The following is a 25,923-nucleotide window of genomic DNA, read 5'->3' on the forward strand; positions in this document are numbered from 1 at the left end:
TACACCTAGCACCTAGCACCTAGCACCTAGCACCTAGCACCTAAAATTATCTGCAAGTGTAGGAGCGCTAGCAAGGCAGTGAGTTTATTTATGCCGCCAAGGAGCATGCGTATTTTGTATGTGACTTAGGCTAAATAAACTCATTAACGCAGCTAAAGCGAACTACACACAGCAGACGTTCACCTAAGTAGTTTAGTCTAAGATAAGGCGGACACTCGACTTATCCCTATGAGCATACGTAGTTGTATGTGATTAGGGTCAGTCGAGTGGACAACGCAGTATTAGATTAAAATACGACGGTGATTACATTTGCTCCATGACTTCAATGCCTAAAAGATCTAGGCCCGTTTTCAGTGTATCCGCTACCAAATTACACAGCACTAAACGGCTATCGCGTACACTTGGCTCTACGCCTTCTTTAAGTACTGGGCAAGCTTCGTAGAAGGTCATGTATAGGCTGGCAAGCTCGTATAGGTAACTACATAATACGTGCGGTGTTGCCTCACTGATCATTTGATCAAGTACTTCTTCTAATTGCAGTAGTTTAAGCGCAAGGGTTTTTTCTTGCGGCTCAACAATAGCGACATCTGCGTTTAAACTTGCTGCGTCTACGCCTGATTTACGGAAAATACTGCGTACACGAGTATAAGCATATTGTAAGTAAGGTGCTGTTGCCCCCTCAAAGCTAAGCATACTGTCCCAGTTGAAAATGTAATCACTGGTTCGGTGCTTAGAAAGGTCTGCATATTTAACTGCGCCAATACCTACTTTACGGGCAATTTCACTGCGCTCTTCATCAGTTAAGTCAGACTCACGCTCAGCAAGCTTAGCAGCAGCTCGAGTGATTGACTCTTCAAGTAAATCAGCAAGTTTTACCGTGCCACCTGTACGCGTTTTAAATGGTTTGCCGTCTTCACCCATCATGGTGCCAAATGGGCAAAATTCGTAGCTAGTTTCATCGCGTAGTAAACCGGCTTTACGTGCAGTAAGCTCTACTTGATTGAAGTGTAGGCTTTGACGCGCATCAACAAAAATTAAAATGCGGGCTGCGCCTAACTTGTTTGAACGGTAATCACAGGCGGCTAAATCGGTGGTTGCGTATAAGAAACCGCCACCTGACTTTTGCACGATAAACACTGATGGCTCACCATCTTTATTTGCCAGCTCATCTAAAAACACTACCTGTGCGCCTTGTGACTCAACGGCAATATTCTTATCTTGTAATAACTTAATGATATTGTTCAGTTCACTGTTATAAGCACTTTCAGCCATGATGTCGTCTGGTGTAAGCGTTACATTTAAGCGTTTGTATACTTCTTCAGAATGCTTTACCGAGGTTGCGATAAACAACTTCCATAGTTTTTCACAATGCGCGTCGCCACCTTGTAGTTTTACTACGTAATCACGCGCTTTATCTGCAAAACCTTCTTCATCATCAAAACGCTTTTTAGCGTCGCGGTAGAAGGTTTCTAGATCAGCAAGTGCCACAGAATCTAAATCAACACCTTGGCTGATTTGATCTTCCAGATGCGCAATCAGCATACCAAATTGCGTGCCCCAATCGCCCATATGGTTTTGACGAATAACCGTGTCGCCACGAAACTCCAGTGCGCGTACTACTGCATCGCCAATGATCGTTGAACGTAAATGCCCAACGTGCATTTCTTTAGCAAGATTAGGTGATGAGTAATCAACCACTACTTTTTGCGGTTGTGCATGCTCAGCAACAGCCAGCTTTGCATCTTGGTTTGCCGCTTTTAAGCTTTGCGCTAAAAACTCAGGTTTTAGGTGAATATTGATAAAACCAGGGCCGGCAATTTCTGTTTTATCTGCGATATCACTTACATCTAAGTGATCAATAATTTGTTGTGCAAGCTCTCGCGGGTTGCTTTTCATTTTTTTAGCAGCGCCCATTGCACCATTAATTTGGTAGTCACCAAATTGTGGGCGGGTACTCTGTGTTACCGCAGGGTTAGTATCTGCTGGTAAGCCAGCGCCAGTCATGGCTGCGATGGCTCTTTCAATTAGTAGGGTACGAATATTCATGTAATTTATTACCTTTACCAGCCCGCGTTAGCGGGCTTTAAATTAAAATTTGAGTCTAATTTTCACGCGTGTGGTTAAATGTCACTTCTGGATAGCGCTCAATTGATAGGTTAAGATTTACACGACTCGGCGCTATGTAAGTTAAGTTATCGCCACCATCAAGCGCTAAGTTGCTTTCGCACTTACGTTTAAAATCTTCAAACTTTTTAACGTCAGTCGAACTTACCCAACGTGCGGTATTTACATTTACGCTTTCGTATAAAGCATCTACGTTATATTCTGCTTTCAAACGCGCTACAACCACATCAAACTGCAATATACCAACCGCGCCTACAATTAAGTCGTTATTAATAAGCGGTCTAAATACTTGTACAGCACCTTCTTCAGAGAGCTGCACCAAGCCTTTTAATAATTGCTTTTGCTTAAGTGGATCACGCAGACGAATGCGGCGGAATAATTCCGGCGCAAAGTTTGGAATACCAGTAAATTTAAGCTTTTCACCTTGTGTGAAGGTATCACCTATCTGGATCGTACCGTGGTTATGTAAACCAATAATATCACCTGCAAAAGCATCACCTGCACGCTCACGATCACCCGCCATAAAGGTTACCGCATCAGAAATACTGACTTGTTTACCTATACGCACATGGTTCATTTTCATGCCTTGGCTGTATTTACCCGACACAATACGCATAAACGCAATACGGTCACGGTGCTTAGGGTCCATATTCGCTTGAATTTTAAATACGAAGCCAGTGAAGTTCTCTTCTGTTGCAACAACAGTACGGTCTTCTGTTTCACGCGGTAATGGCGTTGGTGCCCACTCAGTTAGGCCATCAAGCACATGATCAACACCAAAGTTACCAAGCGCAGTACCAAAGTACACTGGTGATAACTCACCCGCTAAAAATAGCTCTAAATCAAATTCGTGCGATGCACCAATAACAAGTTCTAACTCTTCACGCAGTTGCCCAGCAAGCTCATCGCCGATCGCTGCATCAAGCTCAGGATTATCAAGCCCTTTAATGCTGCGTACTTCTTGAATAGTATGACCTTGGCCGGTTTTGTATAACAAGGTCTCCCCGCGGTGAATATGATAAACACCTTTAAACTCTTTACCGCAGCCAATTGGCCATGTGATCGGTGCACAAGCTATATTTAGCTCTGTTTCAACTTCGTCTAACAACTCCATCGGATCACGAATATCGCGGTCACATTTATTCATAAATGTGACAATTGGCGTGGTACGTAAGCGCGTTACTTCCATTAATTTACGAGTACGATCTTCAACACCTTTAGCCGCATCGATCACCATCAAACATGAATCGACCGCAGTTAAGGTACGATAAGTATCTTCAGAGAAATCTTCATGTCCTGGGGTATCAAGTAAGTTTACTAGCGCTTTATTGTATGGGAATTGCATAACAGAGGTCGTGACCGAGATACCACGCTCTTTTTCCATTTCCATCCAGTCAGACTTGGCATGTTGATTAGAGCCACGGCCTTTAACGGTACCCGCTTTTTGAATAGCTTGTCCGAACAACAGTACTTTTTCGGTGATGGTAGTTTTACCAGCATCCGGATGCGAGATGATCGCGAACGTGCGTCGCGTATTGATTTCGTTTAATAAATTAGACATGTAAGCCGCTTTAAGTCATAACAAGGCGCAACCAAAAACAAACCTAAGCACAGGTCTTCGCTACGCACTGTAAATATAAAATAGAATTAGTCACATTATACCTTGTTTGTCTTAGCCAAAAAAGCAACGATTGCAAGTAATTAGCCGATAACTTGGTTTAAAATCAGCTCAACCCGTTTGCTGCAGCGAACGCACTAAACTTGTGTAATTTTACGCTAACGCATACTATTGATAGATTACATGGAGGATATTTTGTTTGGGTATGAGAACAAGTAAGTTAAGTATAAGATTATTATGGTATATCACGCCTTTGGTGATTTTACCGTTATTGTTTTTAGGTGGCTTTACTCTCACCAACGTTACCAGCTCCACACAAAAACAAGCCGAGCTCATTGTTAGCCGTTTTGTTGAACAGCAACAACAAAAAATGTTCAATTACATCGATTCATTCCACTCTACTACAAAGTTACTCTCGGCCTCCCCTGTACTAAGTGACTTTTTAGCAGATGACTTACGCGATAACGGCAATTACACCCGTCGTCTAGGCGCACTAATGGATGTATTTGCAAGCTATTCAGAAGCTTACCCCGATATTGTTAGCGTAAATTTAGTCTCTCCGGATGGTCAAAGCGACGCCTATTACTCCAGTAATTTAAATACCGCACCAACCAGCTATCCATTTTTCTCACAAGTTTTACAAAGTAACTTACGCCAACAACAGTTTATGGTGCAAAAACAAGATGGCACTACCAGCTTGTATTTTATTCAACGTATTTACAGTGCTGATTACTACCTTAAACGCCCGCAACAACTAGGGTTTATTGTGTTGCATGTTGAGCCATCGATTTTAAATACCAGCATTTTAGAAGCGCCCTATAACAATACCTTAAATTTATTACTGACCAGCAATGGCAAAATATTATTTAGCTCAGACTACAATAAGCGCGGTCAATATATTAGCGAATATGAGCTGCAACAAATTCACGACTTAGCCGATCTAGGTAAGCTCTCAACCATAGAGTTATCGAGTATTGATAAGGTTGAACGGATGATTTACGCCATCCAAATGAGCGGCGGTTATTATTATGTCTCGACCATCCCCAAAGCCTTGCTTTATCAATCGGGCAAAGCGATCAGTTTGATCACCGCCTTGATTGTGATTATTTCAGTGATCACCCTGCCGATGCTGATTTTTATTGTGGTACGTAATTTACTACTTAACCCAATTGAGTTACTTGGGGCAGCCAGCCATCGAGTAGGAGACGGCGATTTGTCGGTATATTTGCCTGCCCATAATAATGATGAGGTGGGGGTATTATTTAATGATTTTAATCACATGGTGAACCAAATTCGTCATTATCAAGACGAACTTGAAGAATATAAACATCACTTAGAAGATAAAGTCGAAAGCCGTACCAAAGCACTTGAAACCATGAATAGTCAACTCGAGGTGGCCATTGCCCAAGCGGAACAAGCGAACCAATTAAAAAGCCGCTTTTTAGCCAATATGAGTCATGAGATACGTACACCACTAACCGCTATCATGGGCTTTACTGAGCAGCTATTACACAGCCAAAATACAACCGGCGACGCTTGGCACCTAAATACTATATTACGTAACTCTAAACACTTACTTGAACTCATCAATAATATTTTAGACTTGTCGAAAATCGAAGCCGAAAAATTAGCAGTTGAAAAAGAACCGCTAGATATTGTGCAGTTAGTTCATGATATTGATTCGATTATTCGTCCTTTATCACAAGAGAAAAAACTTAACTGCAATATCAATTTTCACTTACCATTACCGCGCATAATTAATAGTGATAGCACTCGTTTAAAGCAAATTCTCATTAATATTGCCAGCAATGCAGTGAAGTTTACCGAGCAAGGTTTAATTGAATTAGATATTACCTATAACAGTGATTTACAACTCATAGAATTTGCCATTAAAGATAGCGGTATTGGCATGTCAGAGCGAGAAGTTGAGCGGGTATTCAAGCCTTTTGAACAAGCTGATACAACAACAACACGACGCTTTGGCGGCACTGGCTTAGGCTTATGTATTTCTAAAAATTTAGCACAATTGCTCGGTGGTGATGTTTATGTAACAAGCACGCCAGGCCAAGGAAGCTGTTTCTGCGTGCAAATTGCCTGTAACTTACCTGCTGATAAACAACAAACAGTGCCAATGCTGACTGAGTTAAGCCAATTAACTCCCGCTAAGGACTTACAGCTTTCATTCGCAGAAAATAGCTTTGATGCCAATATATTAGTCGCCGAGGATAACCCTGACAACCAAGTACTAATCAAGTTATTACTGCAAACATGGGGGCTTGAGCCTGATATAGCCAACAATGGTGCAGAAGCTGTTGAAATGGCGCTGGTGAATGACTATCAATTAATCATTATGGACATGCAAATGCCGGTAATGGGCGGCTTAGAAGCCACACAAATGCTCCGCCATGCAGCCTACGATGGGCCGATCATTGCACTTACCGCGAATGTAATGAAAGATGACGTAAACACCTATTTGCAAGCCGGTTGCGACGAAGCACTGGCTAAGCCTATCGATAAAGATGCCTTAGAAAGTGTGCTTGTTAGCTATTTAAATATTGAAAAAGACAGCCAAAATAAATGGGATAGCTTGCTAAACAGCGATAAATTTCAACAGATCAACGACAACTATCGCTTAAAACTGCCAGGTTATTTAACCGACGTTACGCAGCTATACAATAATGGTGAGTGGGAGCAGCTCAGAGCACTGGCCCATAGTTTAAAAGGCAGTGCTGGTTGTTTTGGTTTTAGTAATATTCACCATGCGGCGGCCACACTTGAAGATAATTTACGTGGCCGTGATCACAACCGCCGTGATTATTTGGCACTGAGCTTAATTGAAGCGATAAAATATACCTTGCAACAAGAACAGTCATTAACCAAAAAGTAATGTCATTCCCATTAAGATAGCATCTTCATGGCCATTTTTTGATGGGTCACTACTTGGGTAGTAATTTTTACGTACCGACATTTCACTAAAGCCTGCCTGCTCATATAAGGCGATGGCACGAGTATTGGTTTCACGTACTTCTAAAAATAAGTTTTCAGCGTGATGCTTTTCGCCGTATTCAATAAACGCTGCAAGCAATTGTTTGGCAATCCCCTGCCCCTGAAAATCAGGTGCCACGCAGATATCCATTAAAGTAAAATCAGGCCCTGCTTTTTCACCGATATAAAAACCAATAAGTTGCTGCTCATTAAACGCAGCTAGATTAAAGTAACGCCCAGCGAGACATGATTGCATAGTGTTTACTGTCCACGGATGAGTGTGACACGCGTTCTCAACACGCATCAGCGCATCAATGGATAATTCATTAACAGATTCAAAGGTTATCAAGGTGTGTGCTCATCAGCGCCCATAGCGCGCGTTTATTATCAGCATTAAGCTGCTGGGTTGGTAAGCTCAATTGACCATCATGCCATGCAAGCTTATCGCTTTGCACTACTTGGCTAATTTTTAATGGCGCAATAGCGCGATTTAAATCAGCCAATAGCGTTGTACTTAGCTCTATATTTACCTGCGGCGCTGCACTTGGTGCATCAGAACGTTGTTCAGCGACTGACTGTAATCGGAAATGCTGATTTAGTTCGAGGTTTTCTATACCAAAAATAGCTGCGTATCGTGGATGCATAAAAACTCAGTAGATTTAAACACTGGAACAATATAAGAAGTAATCAAGGCTATGTAAAGAAGAAGTGGCAGGGGCGGAGAGACTCGAACTCCCAACCATCGGTTTTGGAGACCGCTGTTCTACCAATTGGAACTACGCCCCTGCAATGACGACGAATTATAGAGAAGTTTCGCTAAAGGTAAAGAAAAAAATCACTCTTTTAGTTTAACTGCTTTTTAAATAAACAAAACGGCGAATTAGCCAACTAATTCGCCGTTTTTATAATTACTTACCTAAACTAGGATAAGCCTTCATATATATCCATGCTCAGCATTTTTTACTTTTTGCTACTCGCAGACGTTTTAGTTCAGCTTTGGCCCAGACTGATGATTCGGCCATATCACAACGAAGCCCGTGCTTCTTTTCAGTAGTAAGCGCGGTTAAGTTCAATTCTATTCACTTTTTATACGCAACTTGTTGTCCATTTTTAAAGCGTATCAAAACATGAGCGACCAGCTGCATATCAAGTCATACTAAGTGATGCAGACTCTGTTGTTAAAACTCATAACTCGCTTTTGCCCCAAAGTTATTTAACGCTCGTCGATATAAAAATATCCTTACTATTTTTTTCTTATTGTTTTTTAAGCGAAACTTTGTTGTTTGTGCATGTACATAAAACCTTTCAGGTTGCTTAATAGCATCGGCAGTACGATCAATGCGAAGGCAATGTTAGATAAAGGGACGGCTAACCAAACATCATCGATACCTAGATATTTCGGCAAGATGAATAGGAAAGGAAACTGTATCAACATATTGCCGACGGAAACAAACAGGGCTTGTCCGCTTTTACCAACGGCGACGAAGTAGATGGACGCCATGAATAAGAAGCCATCTAAAAACAATGCCATTAAGTGTAAACGAATACCGTTTTTGCTTGCTTCAAGTAATGCATCATTGCCTGTAGTAAAGATGCCGATAAAGATTTCTGGAAAAATGTTAAACAGTATTACCAAAGCTATACCGGACCCAACGGTAACAGAAAAAGCCAGTTTTACGGTTTCGCTAATGCGTTTGTATTGCTTGGCGCCTAAGTAGTGACTCACTGGTGGCTGCAAGCCGCTGACTAAGCCTTCAGCGAAGAAGTAGTAACAGCTCGCTAAGTAGCCAACAATCGCAAATGCGGCTAACTGCGTGGTGTCTCCGTAGGCCATAAATTGCATGTTATGGAACGCCATGACGAAGCTGAAGTAGATAAACATCACTAAGTTTGACGACCCTAATTGCACGATACGAGTGGCGATGGTCTTATCAAGTTGTTTGACCGATAGCTTGGTTTTAGCTTTTGACAACGTAAAGTAACGTATATCGGTAAAAAGTACCCTCTCGCTAAAGAAGATATATTGACTCTTTCGCAACTACAACAATGTCGTCAGTTCGAACTCTGTAACCGCTCAGGAGAGAACCGCGAAAATGCCCTAAGCCCAGATCATTGGGATTTAGACAGTTATTATTTGATTTGTGAATTGGTAACGCAGAATCAAGGCTGGGCCATATTTTGACTTATAGAACAAAGTGTCAGAGCATTTTTTCAGTGATGTTCCGAACAAAAAAGTCCGCAATTACGCGGACTTAATTAAGATTTAATGCCTGTTAGTGCCAGACGTTTCAGGCCTAAAAATTATTCCCACTCGATTGTCGCAGGTGGTTTTCCTGAAATATCGTAAACAACGCGTGAGATACCGTCGATTTCATTAATGATGCGGTTTGAAACCAGACCTAAGAACTCATACGGTAAATGTGACCAACGTGCAGTCATAAAGTCGATAGTTTCTACACAACGAAGACTTACAACCCAATCATACTTACGTGCATCACCCATAACGCCTACAGACTTCACCGGTAAGAATACCGTGAATGCTTGGCTTACTTTATGGTAAAGCTCGGCTTTGTGTAGTTCTTCGATGAAGATAGCGTCAGCACGGCGTAATAAGTCACAGTACTCTTTTTTGATTTCGCCAAGTACACGCACACCTAGACCAGGCCCAGGGAACGGGTGACGGTAAAGCATGTCATACGGTAAACCTAGCTCTAAACCAATTTTACGTACTTCATCTTTAAATAATTCACGCAGTGGCTCAACTAAGCCCATTTCCATGTCATCTGGTAAGCCGCCCACATTATGGTGAGACTTGATCACATGCGCTTTACCAGTTGCAGACGCTGCTGACTCGATAACATCTGGATAGATAGTACCTTGACCTAACCATTTTGCATTTTTAAGCTTTTTAGATTCGCTATCAAATACCTTAATAAATGTATGGCCAATCGCTTTACGCTTGTCTTCTGGGTCTGATTTACCAGCAAGATCCGCTAAGAATAATTCTTCGGCATCCACTTTGATAATGTTTAGGCCAAACTTATTGCCAAACATATCCATTACTTGCTGACCTTCGTTTAAACGCAGTAAACCGTTATCAACAAATACACAGGTTAAACGGTCGCCAATCGCGCGGTGAATAAGCATAGCCACCACTGATGAATCAACACCACCAGATAAACCTAAGATTACTTCGTCATCACCCACAGTATCTTTAATGCGCTCTATGGCGTCATCAATGATTTTTGCTGCAGTCCACAGTTTTTCACAACCACAAATATCAATCGCAAAGCGTTCTAGTAAACGTTGGCCTTGATGGGTGTGGGTTACTTCTGGGTGGAATTGTACGCCGTAAAAACGCTTTTCTTCGTTAGACATTGCCGCATGTGGGCAAGTAGATGTTTTAGCAGTAGTTTTGAAAGTATCTGGAATTTCCATTACTTTATCACCATGGCTCATCCACACGTCTAAAATGCCTTCACCGCCATCGGTAATGCTGTCTTCAATGGCATCAAATAATGCACAGTTACCGACTTTTTCAACTTGCGCGTAACCAAACTCTTTCTTATCAGAGCTATGAACGCTACCGCCAAGCTGAGTAGCCATTGTTTGCATGCCGTAACAAATACCAAGTACAGGTACGCCTGCATTGAATACATACTCAGGGGCACGCGGGCTGTTTTCTAAGGTTGTTGACTCAGGGCCACCAGATAGAATGATACCTTGTGGATTGAACTCACGGATCTGCTCTTCCGTTACGTCCCATGCCCACAGTTCACAGTAAACACCAATTTCTCGCACACGGCGGGCGATCAATTGCGTGTATTGCGAACCAAAGTCTAAAATAAGAATTCGTGAATCGTGAATGTCTTTGCTCATTGAGGGTCTCGTTAGTCAAGAACTAGCACTCAGGTTACCTGAATGACTATAATAAATAAGGGCTAGCGAAGCTAGCCCAGTAATTTTAATAGATTTGAAGCTATTAACCTAAGCGGTAGTTAGGTGCTTCTTTGGTGATTTGCACATCATGAACATGTGACTCACCCATACCTGCTGAAGTAACACGTACAAACTGAGGTTTAGTGTTTAATTCTTCAATCGTGGCACAACCGGTTAAACCCATTGCGCTGCGCAGGCCGCCAACTTGTTGGTGAATGATTGTCGCGATTGGACCTTTATAAGCCACACGACCTTCAATCCCTTCTGGCACAAGCTTGTCTGCTTGATTTGATTTTTGGAAATAGCGATCTGATGAACCTTCTTTTTGGTTCATCGCACCAAGCGAGCCCATACCACGGTATGACTTGTAGTAACGGCCTTGGTAAAGCTCGACTTCACCAGGCGCTTCTTCAGTACCCGCTAGCATTGAGCCAACCATCACACATGATGCACCAGCAACAAGTGCTTTTACAATATCACCTGAGAAACGAATACCACCATCAGCAATCACTGGAATGTCACGACCTTTTAGGCCATCAACAGCATCAGAGATAGCTGTGATTTGTGGTACACCACAACCAGTAACAATACGCGTAGTACAGATTGAACCTGGGCCAATTCCTACTTTAACTGCATCAACACCGGCGTCGGCAAGCGCAATCGCACCTTCAGCTGTTGCCACATTGCCAGCTACAATTTGTAGTTCAGGGTAAGTTTGACGAGTTTGTGCAACACGGTCGATAACACCTTGAGAATGACCATGTGAGGTATCAATTAGTAATACATCAACGCCCGCTTCGACTAATGCAGCAATACGCTCATCAGTACCTGGACCTACACCAACGGCAGCACCTACACGTAAACGACCTTGTTCATCTTTACATGCATGTGGTTTGTCTTGTGCTTTTTGATAATCTTTTACTGTGATCATGCCCTTTAATTTAAACGCATCATCAACAACAAGGATTTTTTCGATACGGTGTTCGTGCATTAATCCTAAGATTTCATCACGCGCAGCACCTTCTTTTACAGTGACTAACTTTTCTTTTTTAGTCATCACTGTTGAAACCGGTTGCTCAAGCTTGGTTTCGAAACGCATATCGCGGCTGGTAACAATACCAACAAGGCCATTTTCAGCGTCCGTTACCGGAAAACCTGAAAAGCCTTTTTCTTCAGCAAGTACAATTGCATCTGCAATGGTTAAATCCGCTGTCACAGTAACAGGGAAAGAAACAATACCCGCTTCATACGTTTTAACTTTACGTACGTTTTTGGCTTGTTCTTCAATTGTCATGTTTTTGTGGATAAAACCTAAACCGCCCTCTTGCGCTAGCGCAATCGCTAAGCGTGCTTCGGTAACAGTATCCATAGATGCTGAAACTAGCGGCAAGTTAAGTTTGATACCACGCGTTAAGCGAGTTGAAATGTTTGCCGTGTGTGGCAAAACAGTAGAATGACCGGGTACTAAAAGTACGTCATCAAAGGTAAGAGCTTCTTTAGCAATTCTAAGCATTTTGGCAACTTCTCACATGTGGATCTTGTTTAAGGAATTGCGGCCAAATTTTATCAGCGTTGTGGGCACGAGTAAATAAGATTTCACAATTATTTATGATAAAATACCCCCATCATCGCTTTTTAGAGTCGCTTTATGGCCGTAACATCCCAGCAGCAAACGATTTATACCGTTTCTAGGTTAAATAGAGAAATAAGAACCGTACTCGAACAAGGATTCGCATCGTTAAATTTAACCGGCGAAATATCAAATTTCATTACACCAGCCTCTGGTCATTGGTATTTCACGCTCAAAGATGATCGGGCTCAAGTAAAAGCGGCGATGTGGCGAGGCAACAATCGAGGCCAACGCTATCGCCCTGAAAATGGCGCACAAGTGACAGTTCGAGCCCGAGTATCGCTGTATGAACCGCGTGGTGACTATCAGCTGATTGTTGAACACATGGAAGCTGCTGGCGAAGGGCAACTAAAGCAACAGTTTGATGAATTAAAAATGCGCTTAGCCGCCGAAGGTTTATTTAGCTCCGCCCATAAACAACCATTGCCTGGGGTTGTGCATCGTGTTGGTGTTATTACATCAGCCACAGGGGCGGCTATCAAAGATATTTTAACGGTACTTAAGCGTCGAGCGCCACAACTTGAAGTCGTGATCTACCCTGTTATGGTGCAAGGTAAAGACGCGCACCTACAATTAATTGATAAAATCAATATTGCTAATGCCCGCAATGAAGTTGATGTAATTATTTTAGGCCGCGGTGGTGGATCACTAGAAGATTTATGGTGCTTTAACCATGAGCTACTGGCACGCGCTATTTTTGCCAGTAACCTACCAATTATCAGTGCTGTCGGTCATGAAATTGATACCACCATTAGCGATTATGTTGCCGATGTGCGCGCCGCAACGCCAAGCGCGGCTGCAGAGCTTGTTAGCCCCAATAGCAGCGAACTTTATAATCAAATCCAACAACAATTAAATCGCTTAGCCAATGCGTTTAAACATCAGTTATCTGCAAAGCAAAGCGTTGCAACAGCACTTGAGCACCGTTTAACATTATGTCATCCGCGTAATCAGTTAAATCAACAAGCGCAACGTTTAGATGAATTGACAGTAGCATTACAGCAGGCGATACAAAATCGGCTCTATCAATATGAGCGCCGCTTAAATAATCTAACGCCGCGACTAATGCAGCGCTCACCAGATCGCAAAATTACTCAGGCAAGTCATCAATTACAGCAACTGCAAGGGCGTTTAACACAAACCATGCAGCAACAATTACACAGTGCCCAAAATACCCTCGCAATGCAGGCTAGCCGATTAGAATCTGTAAGTCCGCTCAATGTACTCGCTCGTGGTTATAGCATCACTAAAAATGAGCAAGGGCAAGTGATTAAGTCTATTAAGCAAGTAACTCAAGGTGATTTAATTGTAACCGAGCTTGCTGATGGCGTGATTCAAGCTCGTGTCAGCTGAGGCTCGTTATTCTGACTCAGTACTTAATAATAATGAAAAATCGCGATCGCTTGATTTTGAAGTACTGACTTTAAATTGCTGCCAAAAGTCTTGTTGTACCAACTTATCGTTGAGTTCGCGCCATTGGGTATGATCAAAATCATCTACATCCTTTGGCGCTGCAAGTTCAAATTTACATACCGAACTTTTACACTGCGCACTAACTAATTCAGGGGTGATACCAAGATCAGCAATCTGTAAAAAGTCTTTCATAGCAGTCTCGGTACGATAAGCCCACTCTTCATTGCGACTTTGCTCAGTAAACTTGTCTAGCAAAGCTTGTTCAAAATCGGACGGTGCTTGTAATTGTTGTTCGTAAGCTTTTACTAATTTTTGCTGTTGCAGTAACTCACGCTTGAGCTGTTGCACTTGTTGCTCAAGCGTTTGTTCATCCGTTGTTTGCGCTGATGTATCTTGGGCAGACGAGGTAATATCAGTCACTTGTTGGGACTGGGATACTGTATCTAGCTCTGCAGCTACGGTACTGGCAGGCATTATTTTGACTTCTTGTTCAAGTACCTGTGTTTGTGTTGTAGTCACAGGAGCTGCTTCGTCAGAGCTCAACGCAAAATAACTCCACGTTAGAACAACACCTGTGATAAATGCTAACAACAGCGAAAATGGATCATTTTTACTCATACTTAATTCCTTTTAAGTTTTTTACTTAGAGCATTGCACTGGTGTGTGATTCGTTTTGCGGCTCATCAACCTCTAAAAAATTCTGATTCATACTTTTCGCTGGACAGGGGCAATTTGGTTTACCAACAATTTTAGCTGGTACGCCTACAACCGTGGTGTGTGGTGGTACGGCGCTCAGTACCACTGAGCCTGCGCCAATTCGGGCGCCCTCGCCGACCTCAATATTGCCGAGCACTTTAGCCCCAGCACCAATTAAAACACCGGCGCGAATTTTCGGATGACGATCGCCTTTTTCATTACCAGTACCACCTAGAGTAACTGATTGTAAAATAGAGACGTTATCTTCAATAACAGCTGTTTCACCAATCACTATACCAGTTGCATGGTCAAACATAATACCATGGCCGACTTTACAAGCAGGATGGATATCAACGCCAAATACTTCTGAGGTACGGCTTTGAATAAAGCGAGCGAGCTCTTTACGGTTTTGTAACCATAAGCAATGGGCGAGTCGATGTGCTTGAATTGCATGGAAACCTTTTAAATTTAATATCACAGTTAAATATGTATCGGCAGCGGGATCACGATCTTTAACGGCTTTTATATCATGGGCGACATGAGTAAGCATTCGATCACATTCAACAAAAGCCTGATCAAATAACTCCCGGATAGTAAATGCAGATACCACAGCATCAGATAACTTATTGGCAACGATAAAACTCAACGCAGACCCTAAACACTCATGATTTAAAATACATGAATACACATGACTTGCTAATAGAGGTTCACGGGTAACGACTTCTTTTGCTTCGGTGCGGAGCTGTTGCCAAATTTCATGACGCATAGGACGGCCTTAGATTAATACGAAGATAAGCTTTTATGCAGTTTAACGGATTTCAAGTCAGATGTGTTAACGCTGCGGTTATTTGTTCTAGTTATTAGATATAACTAAATTTCAAAATCATTCTTTAATAATCTCATTATAGTTTTACATAATGAGTTACGACAGTAGATAAAATTAACGTGTAGCCATAAAAAATATAAAACTTTAAAATTCAATAACTAAACATCAATGACAGTTATACTGTCATATGACAAAATAACAACTGGCGTAAAGCTGACGGCGTAAAAAATAATAATAAACGCTAAATTAGCATCATCAACTTAATAAGGAATACGATGATGAACAATGACATACTCAATACAAAGAAACTAGGCTATAAATTTTACTTTCAAGATGGCGACGATCAAATAGCCTGCTTTGGCAGTTACTTCACCGGTAAGGAAGAAGTCTATATTAATGATGAGCTAGTTAGTGAAAAGCGAAGTATTAATGTCACAAGTAAACACCAATTTGAACTATCAGGTAATACTTTTAATGTTAAGTTTGAAATGCACAATATTTTAACTGGTAGGCTTGAGTGCTCACTGTTTAAAAATAAAAAGTTAGTTAAAAGCTTAGAGCAAACAACTTTATTTAGTAACCCTAAAAAATCAGCTCTTTTTATTGCTGGATGTTTTGTTGTTGGTTTTACTGTTGGGTATATTATTTCAACATTAGCTTTGGGGAAATAATCATGCAATTAAACCCCAAAACTATAAAAGCATTAAGGCAAAAGCTTGATTGGACTCAACAACAGCTTGCAGATGCCTGTGACGTAAGTTTACGAACTATTCAACGGGTAGAAAAAGAAGGTGCAGCGTCTAAAGAAACCACCATGGCCTTGTGTGCAGTGTTAGAAGTACGTCAAGGTGAGTTAATAAAACTTGAGGAAAATACAGTTTCAGTTGCTCAGACACATACTTTAAATACGCAAAGTATCACAACAATTTTAGCGCTGTCGTCCATTGCCAGCTTTGCGCTTGGCATGATCACCGTGTTTTTAATTATGAAATAAGGAGATTTAAACTATGTCAAAGGAATCGCGAGGACACATCACCTTACTGCTTATCGTCAGTGCAATTATACTTTTTGGATTAGGTGTAAAAATTGGCGCAATGTTATAAAAATGCCCCAAATTTGGGGCATCTAAATTAAGCTTCTTAGTTATTTAAATGCTCGTTATTCAAACACCTTATCTACAGCAAGTACTTCAATATTTTTCGCTGGTATTGCCAGTTTGTAATTAGCGATTACTTTATCCTCAGCAACTAATTCAGCTGGTTTCTCTGCATTATATACCATAGGGGATGTTTGCTCTGACGCTAGGCGCTTTTGCATATCTTTTCCGTCGCCGGTGATAAACACATACTGAATATCATCCGTTTGTAAGTTCTCTTTTATGACACGATTTACATCAGCTACTGTCAGTTTTTCAAGCTTGCTCGTTACATATTTTACGAAAGTATCGGTGTTGTAAAACTCACTATCTAGCGCATACCCTAATTGACGGTTTTGGCTTGCTACCATTTGCGGCACAAAGTTAATTAAGAAGTTACGCGTTGCGTCAAAGTCTTTTTCTGTCATGCCATTTTTGATTAGCTTATCAAGTTCAAATAAAGCGGTACGCGTTGCAAAATGAGCGTCATTGTTCGAGCGCAGCGGGCGAAGCCATACTTGAAATATTTGCTCAGAGCGGCCTAAGTTTGCATCAGGCTTAGTCTGGAACATACCTCGTGGGAAATACTCAATATACGCGTAATCGCCGTAGTTCATACCGCGGGTTTGACGAATGCGCTCATAAAGATATGAGTTTGAACTGCGGTGCTCGCCAAAGTATGAGCGAACTAACCACAGTGCCGTCCAGTCTTCACTACTACGAATGGTATCAATTGGGAAGCCAAACGATACCGCAGTCGATTGCGCTGATTTTTCTACAATTGTAGCGTGATGACCTTTTAGCGCTGGTGCATCAGGAATCGATAAACGACTTTGCTGACCTTTAGGCAAAGCACTTAAATCGCTAAACATGGTTGCTTTAAGTGATTCAGGTACTGCGCCAATTAAACCGACAGTCAGTTTAGCTTGAGTAAATTCTTTCGCATAAAACGCTTTCACGTCATCAAGTGTTAATGCTTCTAAATCAGATAGATCACCGTAGTTATAGCTCTCATATGGGTGACCTTGATACAGCTTATGATAAAGTACTTCTTTACCTAGCTCTTCGTCATTTGAGGCTTTTAGGCCAGATTTTATACCGTCGATGAGCTCTTTCTTAAGGCGTTTAAAGTCATCTTCTCTAAAGCCAGGATTTAGTAACTGCTCACTAACCAGTGCATACCATTGTGCAGCGTTATCTTTATGGACACGCCCTTGTAGCGAAATCATTTCTTTATCTATCTGATAACCAAAGCTACCTGCCAATGGATAAAGTGCCTGTTTAATGTCGTTGTAGCTCTTCGCCTGTGAACCACCTTGAGCAAGCATGGCCGCAGTGAGTGCAGCTACGCCTTTTTGACCTTTAGGATCAGCCGCAGCACCGGTATGGAATAACCAGTTAATATCAATCAATGGCGAACTATTGGTTTTATCTAGCACTTTAAAATGACGCTGTTGCACAGTTTGCTTGCTAGCAACGAGAGTGTTTAAGTCCACTTCTTGTTCAAAGCCAGCCACTTTATCCAGTGCAGACATAGTCACAGTAGTACGACCACTGTCTACAAAATACTTATTAGCAATGTCTTTAATATCTTGCGCGGTGATGCTATCTGCCGTTGCATATAACTGATTGACGACTTCTGGATCGCGCTCAAAATGCATATAACTGGCAAGGGTTGAACCTATAGCTTGTGATGAGTCTAGGCCGTTAATAAAGCTGTATTTAAGATTGGATTTTAAATCAGCTAGCTTTTGGCTATCAACCAACTCAGTGCGAGCTTTTGCGTAGGTGCTATTAATTGCATCACGAGCAACCGCTAAATCAGCCTCATTTTCAACTTTCACAAAAACATGTAATAAGCCGGGATCTTTGGTATCAGGATTATAGCTAAACATTTGGCTAGCAATTTGTTTATCAACCACTAACTCTTGGTAAAGCTCTGAGTTGGTTGAAAAATAAAGCTGTGACAGTAAATCAAGCGCGGCTCTGTCTTTTTGTTTTGGCTGCCAGGCTGTGCCTTTATAAGATACTAATAACCAATGCCCTGGTAAGCCTTCGTTTTGCTCATGTATATATTTCGCCGCTTGCTGTTTTGGTTCGGTTGGAATATCAGCAACGAAATCGCCTTTTTGCCATTGGCCCCAGTGTTTTTTAACCATAGCCATAGTTTCAGCTGGATCAACATCGCCTACAATCACTAATGACACATATTCAGGTTTATAAAACTTAGCAAAAAACTCTTTACCGTATGCCATTTGATCCGGCATGGCTTCAATATCTTCAAAAAAGCCCATGGTGGTATGTTTATAAGTATGTTTTTCGAATGCTTCATTACGTACTGCAGAAAGTAACTTACGAACCGGGCTGGCATTATTTTTAAGGTATTCGCCTTTAACTGTTAATGCTTCGGTACGAAATTGCTCTTCTGAATAAGTCAGGTTTTGAAAAATATCCGCTTCAATTTCAAGTACTTTATCAAGATGTTGCTTTGAAAAGTTTAAGTGATAGTTAGTGTAATCATTGGTTGTATAAGCGCGATTATCAACCCCAGAATTTTTTAGAATATCAGAATACACATCTTGCGGATATTTTTCAGAGCCTTTAAACATCATGTGTTCAAAAAAGTGTGCAAAACCGGTTTTACCTGCTTCGACTTCATTACGAGAACCGACAGACACTGGAATTTGTAGTGATACCACATCAGGGTAATCAGTTTTCACCACCATAACGCGTAAACCGTTATCAAGCTCTTCTAATAAATAATCTTGTGAGAACACCCGATCATTACTACTGGCAACCGTTGACTGTTCAATCTCAACCTCTTTGACCATGTTTGAGCCGCTGTTATTTGCACAGCCGCTCAGTGCAAGCGTTACCGCAAGGCTCGTTGCTAATAATTTAAATTTCATTGCTATCCCTTGTTAGTTGAATAAATTTCTTGTTTTTAGTCATCCGATTATGCAACAAAGCAAGTCAATATAAGACCCCTGAGGTAATAAATTATGTAAACAGTTGTGTATCAGAGAACTCTTCATTCAGAGCAACATGAATAAAACTCACCTTCGTTGAAAAAGTTTCACTAAAAAAATCTATCTAGACGTCTAAATGGCTGCTATATTATTTGCCATAGACACTAACTTAGCTGGAATGAGGATTATGGCTTTATCACTACAAGAGAAAATTGAAGACACCAATCAGGGTGTGTACTTAATTGGTACCACCCCACCACGTATTGGTACTGATAAAGCGCAGCTTGAAATTATCGCCCAAAAGCTCTTAGCTCGTTTGCATGAAATTGAATACGATGGCGTGATTATTTATGACATTCAAGATGAAAGTAGTCGCACTGAGATGCCTCGCCCTTTTCCGTTCAAGCAAACAGTAGATCCTCGAGAATACAGTAACTTACTACGTAATTTATCGCATCAAGAAGTGATCACTTATAAAAGTGTTGCACAGCGCGGTGTGGCCGAATTTAAACAGTGGTTAAGCGAAACTAAAAACCAGTTTAATTTAAAAAACCTAGTATTAGTCGGTAGTCCATCATCTGACGGGGATATTAAATTAAGCCTGCCTGATGCTTATAAAGTCTTAAGCGAACAGCCTCAAGACTTCTTTTTAGGAGGCGTTACCATTGCCGAGCGCCACGCAAGTAAACGTAATGAACATGAACGCTTACTTGAAAAAACCACGCAAGGCTGTAAATTTTTTATCTCACAAGCTGTGTATAACGCGCAAGCAACCGTGGATTTGATCACCAGTTATGCGCGCAGCTGTAAAGCTCAAGGTATCGAACCTAAACGTATTATTCTAACCTTTACACCCTGCGGCAGTGAAAAAACCTTAGAGTTTATGCAATGGTTAGGAATTTCCGTACCTGATGCAACTAAATGGCGGATGCTTGATTCGCAAAACCCACTGAGTGAATCTGTACGTATTTGCCGTGAAAACTTAGATTTAATACTAAGAAGTTGCGCGCATTTAGACGTGCCACTGGGGTTAAATATTGAAAGTTTAACCAACCGTAAAGAAGAAATTGATGCATCTATTAATCTTTACCGCTTATTAAAAGCGACGATGGAATTAAACTTAGCTGAAAAACAAATTGCGTAAGTATCCGTTTTTATAATTTATCACTCAAAGTAAGCATATCCGTTTGCTTATTTTGAGCTTGATAATAAATACTATACTATGCAATGAATTAATAAGTCACGACTGAGAACGATTATTTGCGTCTTCTGTTTGGTGTTTTTTGCCCTGTAATACGTTTTTTGTCGCGCTCTTTACGTGATTTATTGGTGTTTTTACGGTTGTCTTTTGGCTTTTTATTTGGATCAGGTTCATAGCCAGCTAACCACTGCGGCGTTAGACGAGTATCAAGCAACACTTCAATTTCTTCAAGTAACCACTGCTCGTCAAGGCTGACTAATGACATCGCTAAGCCTTGCTCGCCAGCGCGCCCTGTGCGGCCAATACGGTGGACATAATCTTCAGCTATATAAGGTAATTCAAAATTAATCACATACTTTAACGAGACTATGTCTAGACCTCGAGCTGCAACATCGGTTGCCACTAGCACACGAGTGGTACCTTCTTTAAAATCTTGCAGTGCTCTATCACGTGCACCTTGAGATTTATCACCATGAATTGACTGTGTTTTTAAGCCATCTTTACACATTTCTTTGGCGAGTTGATCGGCCATTTGCTTTGTGCGAGTAAAGATCAGTACTTGGCGCCAGTTTTTCATGCCAATCATGTGCGAGACAAGCTCACGTTTACGGTCTTCATCAACCGCGTAAATGATTTGCTCAACTTCTACAGCCGCAGAATTACGTTTATTGACTTCAACAAGTTTTGGATCTTTTAATAACTTTTTACTGAGCTCAAATACACTATCGTCAAAGGTAGCTGAAAATAGTAAGGTCTGACGATCACTGGGAACATGGCGCAATATACGTTTAATTTCGTCAATAAAGCCCATATCAAGCATGCGATCGGCTTCATCAAACACCAGTGAATCAACACTTGATAGTTTAATGCTGCCTTTGATTATATGATCAAGTAATCGCCCTGGCGTTGCCACTACAACTTGTGCATCTTTCATGGCTTTAATTTGCGGGCCAATACTGGCACCACCATAAGCGAGTGCACCTTTAATATCAGTACCTTGCGCGTATTTCTCAAAGCTAGCGAAGACTTGCTGAGCAAGCTCTCGAGTTGGTGTCAAAATAAGTACTCTAGCAGTACCCGGCTCATCTTTACTTGGTGTATTAAATAATTTATGTAACAGAGGTAATACAAAAGCAGCTGTTTTACCTGTTCCTGTTTGTGCACTCCCCATAACATCATGACCAGCTAAAATCAGCGGAATAGTTTTTAGCTGTATCGCCGTAGGGGTATGATATTCATTTTGTTCAAGTGCATTAAGCAGTACAGGATCGAGTTTTAACTCAGAGAAAGTAGTCGCAGACATAAGTTTAGCTTTGTGTAACAAATAATGGCGCTATTGTACGCCCAAAGCGAATAACAAAAAAGGCGCTTTGCAGCGCCTTTCTAAGCTTGCTAAATGTTCAAGCTGGTTTGAGGGTTTCTTTTCGTTGGTTATAGAACGTAATTAGATCATCCACCGTATCTTGGCAATATTGTTGAATACCTGATACCAACATGTGCTTTTCACCACAGCCGACTTTTACGCCATTTTCTAACAAGTTAAAACGCAATGTGATTTTTCCACGCTTGCCTGTATATTCAAAACTCGGCTCTGCGTATTCTAACGTAGGTGCATGGATCTCTAATGTATCGAGATTAATCAACATTGACTCATAGATAACCATAGGGCGAGCTGGATTGATCATGACATCTTGCTTGCCCATAAGTGGAATAATAACATGCGGAAAAGTTGTACCTGAAAACTCAACATAATTTTTTATTAGACTATCTGTGAGTGTTTGGCACTGGCTAGTTTTACCTTCGCGCTTAACCTTCAGCATGACTTTATCGCCACTGGTAATATCAAACTCATCTGCCCCCTCAGGGAAGTTGAGTTTGGTATTCTCATCAACCATGCCGGCAAAGGTAAATTCCATTTTTTCACTGATGCCATAACGACTTAATACCAATGAAAATAATAAATCTCCAGGCACACAAAAACGTTTTGCATCTTTATCATGAAGTGGATTGTAATCATCAGCAACGCACTTTGCGAAACGACACCCTTGTTCACGAGAAATAGAGACATAGTCAGCATGTTGCTGATAAAAAGGACTTAACATAGTTGTTCACTGCTTAAACTGCTTATAACCTACCTATTCTACCAGATAAAATTACAATAGAGGTCGAATCTGTTAAACTTTTGTTTCAGATACAAAAAAGCCGCGATATCGCGGCTTTTTTAATAATTCATTATAACTTATAAACCAGCACGTTCTTTAATAGCTGGTATTAATGCAGAACCGCCATGACCATTTGCTTCGGCCCATGCTATGTCAGCTCCATCTTCTAAAGAGCTTTTAGATAAGTTTTTCACAATGTATTCACCAGTATCAACTGCATTACTGGCAACCGCATGGCGTAGCAAGTTAAGACCATTACATTGTACTGCATCATAAATATTACGAATTTTCACACGTGAGCTTTTTAATTTATCACGTAGACGGTTTTTATCATCCGCAGCTATGTATTCACAGATTGAAACAGCTAACTGATCATCCGCTTTAACTGGCGCGCTAAAAGCAACAGAACCAGAAATAACAGCTGCAGCAATAACGAGTGTTGATAATTTAATCATTTTATACCCTTGTGTAATACTTTATAACTACCTTAGTTGTTTAATATTGTATCAACCTATAAGCTTAACCGCAATAATGTTACTTAACTTTATCCAATGTGACGAATCTATAACCATAAATGTTTTTATCGTCAGGTTGATTATACAGCTCTTCTACAACTTGCCAGTTTGCTGATTGTTCATAATCAGGGAACTGAGTATCCCCTGCAACATCAAGGTCAATAAACGTTAAATAAAGTGTATCGGCACTTTTTAAAAATTGTTGATATATATTCCCGCCACCAATCACCATTACCTCATCAGACTCACACAGCAATGAAATTGCGGCTTCAGGAGATGTTACTACATCAACCCCAACTGCAGTATAGTCTGTATTTCGGCTAATAACGATGTTGCGTCGACCAGGTAAAGGGCGACCAATTGACTCAAATGTTTTACGTCCCATGATCACGGGCTTATTCATTGTAACCGCTTTAAAATGCTGTAAATCAGCAGGTAAATGCCATGGCATATCATTATCTTGGCCAATCACTCTATTTTTAGCCATAGCTGCAATCATTGAAATTTTCACATTAAAACCCAATACTTTTTTATTATAAAAAGAAAAAGGAGCACCAGCTCCTTTTAAAATATTTTACTTTAGTCTAACGCTCATAGACAACTTCAACGTCATAATCGTCATCATCCCAACTATCCCAGTCGTCGTCATCATTCTTCTTAGTGGCATCTTTATGATAAGTATCCCATTTGAATTCAACTTCTTCATCTTCAACTGGTACAAACTTTTCTTTTGGCATGCTATCAAGTAGCGTCATGATGTTATGAATTAATGGCTGAGTATTTAGCTTATTAATTGCAGAAATATGATAAATATTTTCAGTCTCGCCTAACTCTTCAGCGATTTGCTCACATAGCTCCTGAGCTTCATCTTCAGGCAATAAGTCTATTTTATTAAAGACTAACCAACGTGGTTTTTCAGCCAGCTTCGGGCTGTACTGATGCAACTCATTGATGATCGCAAATGCATTATCTACTGGGTTTGAACCATCGGCAGGCATAACATCGATAATATGCAGTAATACACGGCAACGCTCTAAATGTTTCAAGAAGCGAATACCCAAGCCAGCGCCATCAGAGGCACCTTCAATTAACCCTGGGATATCTGCAATAACAAATGATTTATTTGCTTCTGGACGTACCACACCTAAATTTGGAATCAGCGTAGTAAATGGGTAATCAGCTACTTTTGGTTTCGCTGCCGATACACTACGAATAAAAGTAGACTTACCTGCATTTGGCAAACCTAATAAACCAACATCAGCTAATAATAATAGCTCTAGTTTAAGGTTACGTACTTCACCCGGTGTGCCTAATGTTTTTTGACGAGGCGCTCGATTAGTACTTGATTTAAAACGCGCATTCCCCAAGCCGTGGAAACCGCCTTTTGCAACCAAAATTCTTTGACCATGTTGAGTCAAATCACCAAGACCTTCTTGGGTATCAACATCCATGATCCGAGTACCTACAGGCACCATCACATATAAGTCATCAGCCTTTTTACCGGTACAGTTACGACTGCGGCCATTAGTACCACGTTCAGCTCTATGAAAACGCTCAAACTGATAATCGATTAGGGTATTTAAGTTTTCATCAGCTTGTAGATAAACACTACCACCATCTCCACCGTCACCGCCGTCTGGTCCACCATCTGGGACATATTTTTCACGACGGAAAGATACGATGCCGCTGCCACCGTCTCCAGCTTCTGCGCGAATTTCTACTTCATCTACAAACTTCATGATTACTCACTTTAGGGATTGGCTTGTTAATTTCACTATTATATACCTAAGCCAAGCTGATTGCAGGCTTGGCTTAGGTATATATTTATTTTCAAAACAAAAAACCCCGCAAAGGCGGGGTTTTTTAAGAACCGATTCTGATTACTCAGATACGATGCTTACGTATTTACGGTTTAAAGGACCTTTTTGTTCAAACTGAACTTTACCATCTGCTTTTGCGAAGATAGTGTGGTCTTTACCGATACCTACGTTTGTGCCAGCATGGAATTTAGTTCCACGTTGACGAACAATGATGCTACCCGCTAGAACTGATTCGCCACCAAAACGCTTAACACCAAGGCGTTTGCTTTCTGAATCGCGACCGTTACGAGTACTACCAGCTGCTTTTTTATGTGCCATTTCTAAGTACCTCTAATTAAGCGCTAATGCCAGTGATTTTAACTTCTGTGAACCATTGACGATGGCCCATTTGCTTACGAGAATGCTTACGGCGTCTAAATTTAACAACCTTAATCTTCTCACCGCGACCATGTGAAACAACCTCAGCTGTTATTTTACCACCGTTTACGAACGGTACACCGATCTCGATTTTCTCACCATCAGCAACTAAAAGTACTGAATCAAATTCAACTGCTGCACCAGTCTCAACGTCTAATTTCTCAAGACGAATTGTTTGACCTTCAGTCACACGGTGCTGTTTACCACCACTTTGGAAAACCGCGTACATAATTAACTCCGTCTGTGCGCCCTCAAATCGACGCAACTAAAATATTATTCAATAGGGCGCGAAGTTTACGCTAATGTGCAAAAACTAGCAAGCCTGTTTTATTAATTAAATGAATAAAAAATAGCTGCATTGAAGGCGATTCAATATTTTCACCTATTTTATATTAAATTGGCATTATGCCAAGCCTTTTTAGCGTTTCATGACAAATAAATTACACCACGAACAAACACGCACTAAGAATAAA

At 41.0% G+C, this 25,923-nt stretch carries 22 protein-coding genes and 1 tRNA gene; 5 read left to right on the top strand and 18 right to left on the bottom strand.

The features are described from left to right. Positions 1-303 precede the first annotated feature (303 nt). The gene (gene argS, locus H5162_RS04070) at positions 304-2,046 is read right to left on the bottom strand and encodes an arginine--tRNA ligase (RefSeq protein WP_182731774.1); all 1,743 of its coding nucleotides are present in this window, start codon (positions 2,044-2,046) and stop codon (positions 304-306) included. A gap of 55 nt (positions 2,047-2,101) precedes the next feature. After that, complete coding sequence (gene prfC, locus H5162_RS04075; RefSeq protein WP_145235504.1) at positions 2,102-3,685, bottom strand: peptide chain release factor 3; 1,584 nt, start codon at positions 3,683-3,685, stop codon at positions 2,102-2,104. A gap of 262 nt (positions 3,686-3,947) precedes the next feature. Here prfC and H5162_RS04080 point away from each other — a divergent pair, with 262 nt between their 5' ends. After that, complete coding sequence (locus tag H5162_RS04080) at positions 3,948-6,629, top strand: hybrid sensor histidine kinase/response regulator (protein ID WP_182739807.1); 2,682 nt, start codon at positions 3,948-3,950, stop codon at positions 6,627-6,629. On the opposite strand, the gene rimI is transcribed toward H5162_RS04080, so the two are convergent. The 6 genes from rimI to guaB all read right to left on the bottom strand — a co-directional run bounded on the left by rimI (position 6,615) and on the right by guaB (position 12,179). Continuing rightward, positions 6,615-7,076 (bottom strand): ribosomal protein S18-alanine N-acetyltransferase, encoded by a 462-nt coding sequence (gene rimI, locus H5162_RS04085; protein ID WP_182777769.1) that lies wholly within the window; start codon positions 7,074-7,076, stop codon positions 6,615-6,617. The two genes, H5162_RS04080 and rimI, sit on opposite strands and share 15 nt — an antisense overlap. After that, complete coding sequence (locus tag H5162_RS04090; protein WP_182739808.1) at positions 7,063-7,371, bottom strand: hypothetical protein; 309 nt, start codon at positions 7,369-7,371, stop codon at positions 7,063-7,065. The genes rimI and H5162_RS04090 overlap by 14 nt, the downstream gene beginning before the upstream one ends. Positions 7,372-7,436: 65 nt before the next feature. Next, positions 7,437-7,513 (bottom strand) — tRNA-Trp (locus H5162_RS04095). A gap of 478 nt (positions 7,514-7,991) precedes the next feature. Further along, positions 7,992-8,699, bottom strand: a complete 708-nt coding sequence (locus H5162_RS04100) for an MATE family efflux transporter (RefSeq protein ID WP_259398173.1) — start codon at positions 8,697-8,699, stop codon at positions 7,992-7,994. Positions 8,700-9,028: 329 nt separating this feature from the next. Further along, the gene (guaA, locus tag H5162_RS04105; RefSeq protein ID WP_145235498.1) at positions 9,029-10,606 is read right to left on the bottom strand and encodes a glutamine-hydrolyzing GMP synthase; all 1,578 of its coding nucleotides are present in this window, start codon (positions 10,604-10,606) and stop codon (positions 9,029-9,031) included. 103 nt (positions 10,607-10,709) lie between these two features. Continuing rightward, on the bottom strand, positions 10,710-12,179 hold the full coding sequence (guaB, locus tag H5162_RS04110; RefSeq protein ID WP_149982073.1) for an IMP dehydrogenase: 1,470 nt from the start codon (positions 12,177-12,179) through the stop codon (positions 10,710-10,712). Positions 12,180-12,314: 135 nt separating this feature from the next. Between guaB and xseA the strand changes: the two genes are divergently transcribed. Further along, entirely contained in the window at positions 12,315-13,649 is a 1,335-nt protein-coding gene (gene xseA, locus H5162_RS04115) for an exodeoxyribonuclease VII large subunit (protein ID WP_182777771.1), read from the top strand. 6 nt (positions 13,650-13,655) lie between these two features. Here the strand turns inward: xseA and H5162_RS04120 are convergent, their stop codons facing one another. Beyond that, complete coding sequence (locus H5162_RS04120) at positions 13,656-14,327, bottom strand: hypothetical protein (RefSeq protein ID WP_182734706.1); 672 nt, start codon at positions 14,325-14,327, stop codon at positions 13,656-13,658. A 25-nt stretch (positions 14,328-14,352) separates the two neighbouring features. Continuing rightward, positions 14,353-15,171, bottom strand: a complete 819-nt coding sequence (gene cysE, locus H5162_RS04125; protein ID WP_145235490.1) for a serine O-acetyltransferase — start codon at positions 15,169-15,171, stop codon at positions 14,353-14,355. A 338-nt stretch (positions 15,172-15,509) separates the two neighbouring features. Between cysE and H5162_RS04130 the strand changes: the two genes are divergently transcribed. Together H5162_RS04130 and H5162_RS04135 are read left to right on the top strand one after the other, a co-directional pair. Then, on the top strand, positions 15,510-15,902 hold the full coding sequence (locus H5162_RS04130; protein ID WP_182717228.1) for a hypothetical protein: 393 nt from the start codon (positions 15,510-15,512) through the stop codon (positions 15,900-15,902). 2 nt (positions 15,903-15,904) lie between these two features. Next, the gene (locus tag H5162_RS04135; RefSeq protein WP_016708636.1) at positions 15,905-16,225 is read left to right on the top strand and encodes a helix-turn-helix domain-containing protein; all 321 of its coding nucleotides are present in this window, start codon (positions 15,905-15,907) and stop codon (positions 16,223-16,225) included. A gap of 164 nt (positions 16,226-16,389) precedes the next feature. Here the strand turns inward: H5162_RS04135 and H5162_RS04140 are convergent, their stop codons facing one another. Then, a complete protein-coding gene (locus H5162_RS04140) occupies positions 16,390-19,275 on the bottom strand; it encodes a pitrilysin family protein (RefSeq protein WP_145235488.1) in 2,886 nt (961 codons plus the stop codon). 247 nt (positions 19,276-19,522) lie between these two features. Between H5162_RS04140 and H5162_RS04145 the strand changes: the two genes are divergently transcribed. After that, a complete protein-coding gene (locus tag H5162_RS04145; protein WP_145235486.1) occupies positions 19,523-20,479 on the top strand; it encodes a methylenetetrahydrofolate reductase in 957 nt (318 codons plus the stop codon). 112 nt (positions 20,480-20,591) lie between these two features. Here the strand turns inward: H5162_RS04145 and H5162_RS04150 are convergent, their stop codons facing one another. From H5162_RS04150 to rplU, 7 genes are all read right to left on the bottom strand, one after another. After that, positions 20,592-21,839, bottom strand: a complete 1,248-nt coding sequence (locus H5162_RS04150; RefSeq protein ID WP_182777773.1) for a DEAD/DEAH box helicase — start codon at positions 21,837-21,839, stop codon at positions 20,592-20,594. Positions 21,840-21,936: 97 nt separating this feature from the next. Beyond that, on the bottom strand, positions 21,937-22,638 hold the full coding sequence (locus H5162_RS04155; protein ID WP_145235481.1) for a DUF3581 domain-containing protein: 702 nt from the start codon (positions 22,636-22,638) through the stop codon (positions 21,937-21,939). Positions 22,639-22,775: 137 nt separating this feature from the next. Continuing rightward, positions 22,776-23,153, bottom strand: a complete 378-nt coding sequence (locus tag H5162_RS04160; protein WP_145235479.1) for a DUF3718 domain-containing protein — start codon at positions 23,151-23,153, stop codon at positions 22,776-22,778. A 79-nt stretch (positions 23,154-23,232) separates the two neighbouring features. Next, complete coding sequence (gene folA, locus H5162_RS04165) at positions 23,233-23,712, bottom strand: type 3 dihydrofolate reductase (protein ID WP_220493515.1); 480 nt, start codon at positions 23,710-23,712, stop codon at positions 23,233-23,235. Between the two features lie 85 nt (positions 23,713-23,797). After that, complete coding sequence (gene cgtA, locus H5162_RS04170; protein ID WP_145235477.1) at positions 23,798-24,952, bottom strand: Obg family GTPase CgtA; 1,155 nt, start codon at positions 24,950-24,952, stop codon at positions 23,798-23,800. Between the two features lie 141 nt (positions 24,953-25,093). Continuing rightward, positions 25,094-25,351, bottom strand: a complete 258-nt coding sequence (gene rpmA / locus H5162_RS04175) for a 50S ribosomal protein L27 (protein WP_064665557.1) — start codon at positions 25,349-25,351, stop codon at positions 25,094-25,096. Positions 25,352-25,367: 16 nt separating this feature from the next. Continuing rightward, entirely contained in the window at positions 25,368-25,679 is a 312-nt protein-coding gene (gene rplU, locus H5162_RS04180; RefSeq protein WP_006794538.1) for a 50S ribosomal protein L21, read from the bottom strand. Between the last annotated feature and the right edge of the window lie 244 nt (positions 25,680-25,923).

Source organism: Pseudoalteromonas sp. SR41-8, assembly GCF_014163915.1.
GTDB lineage: Bacteria > Pseudomonadota > Gammaproteobacteria > Enterobacterales > Alteromonadaceae > Pseudoalteromonas > Pseudoalteromonas rhizosphaerae.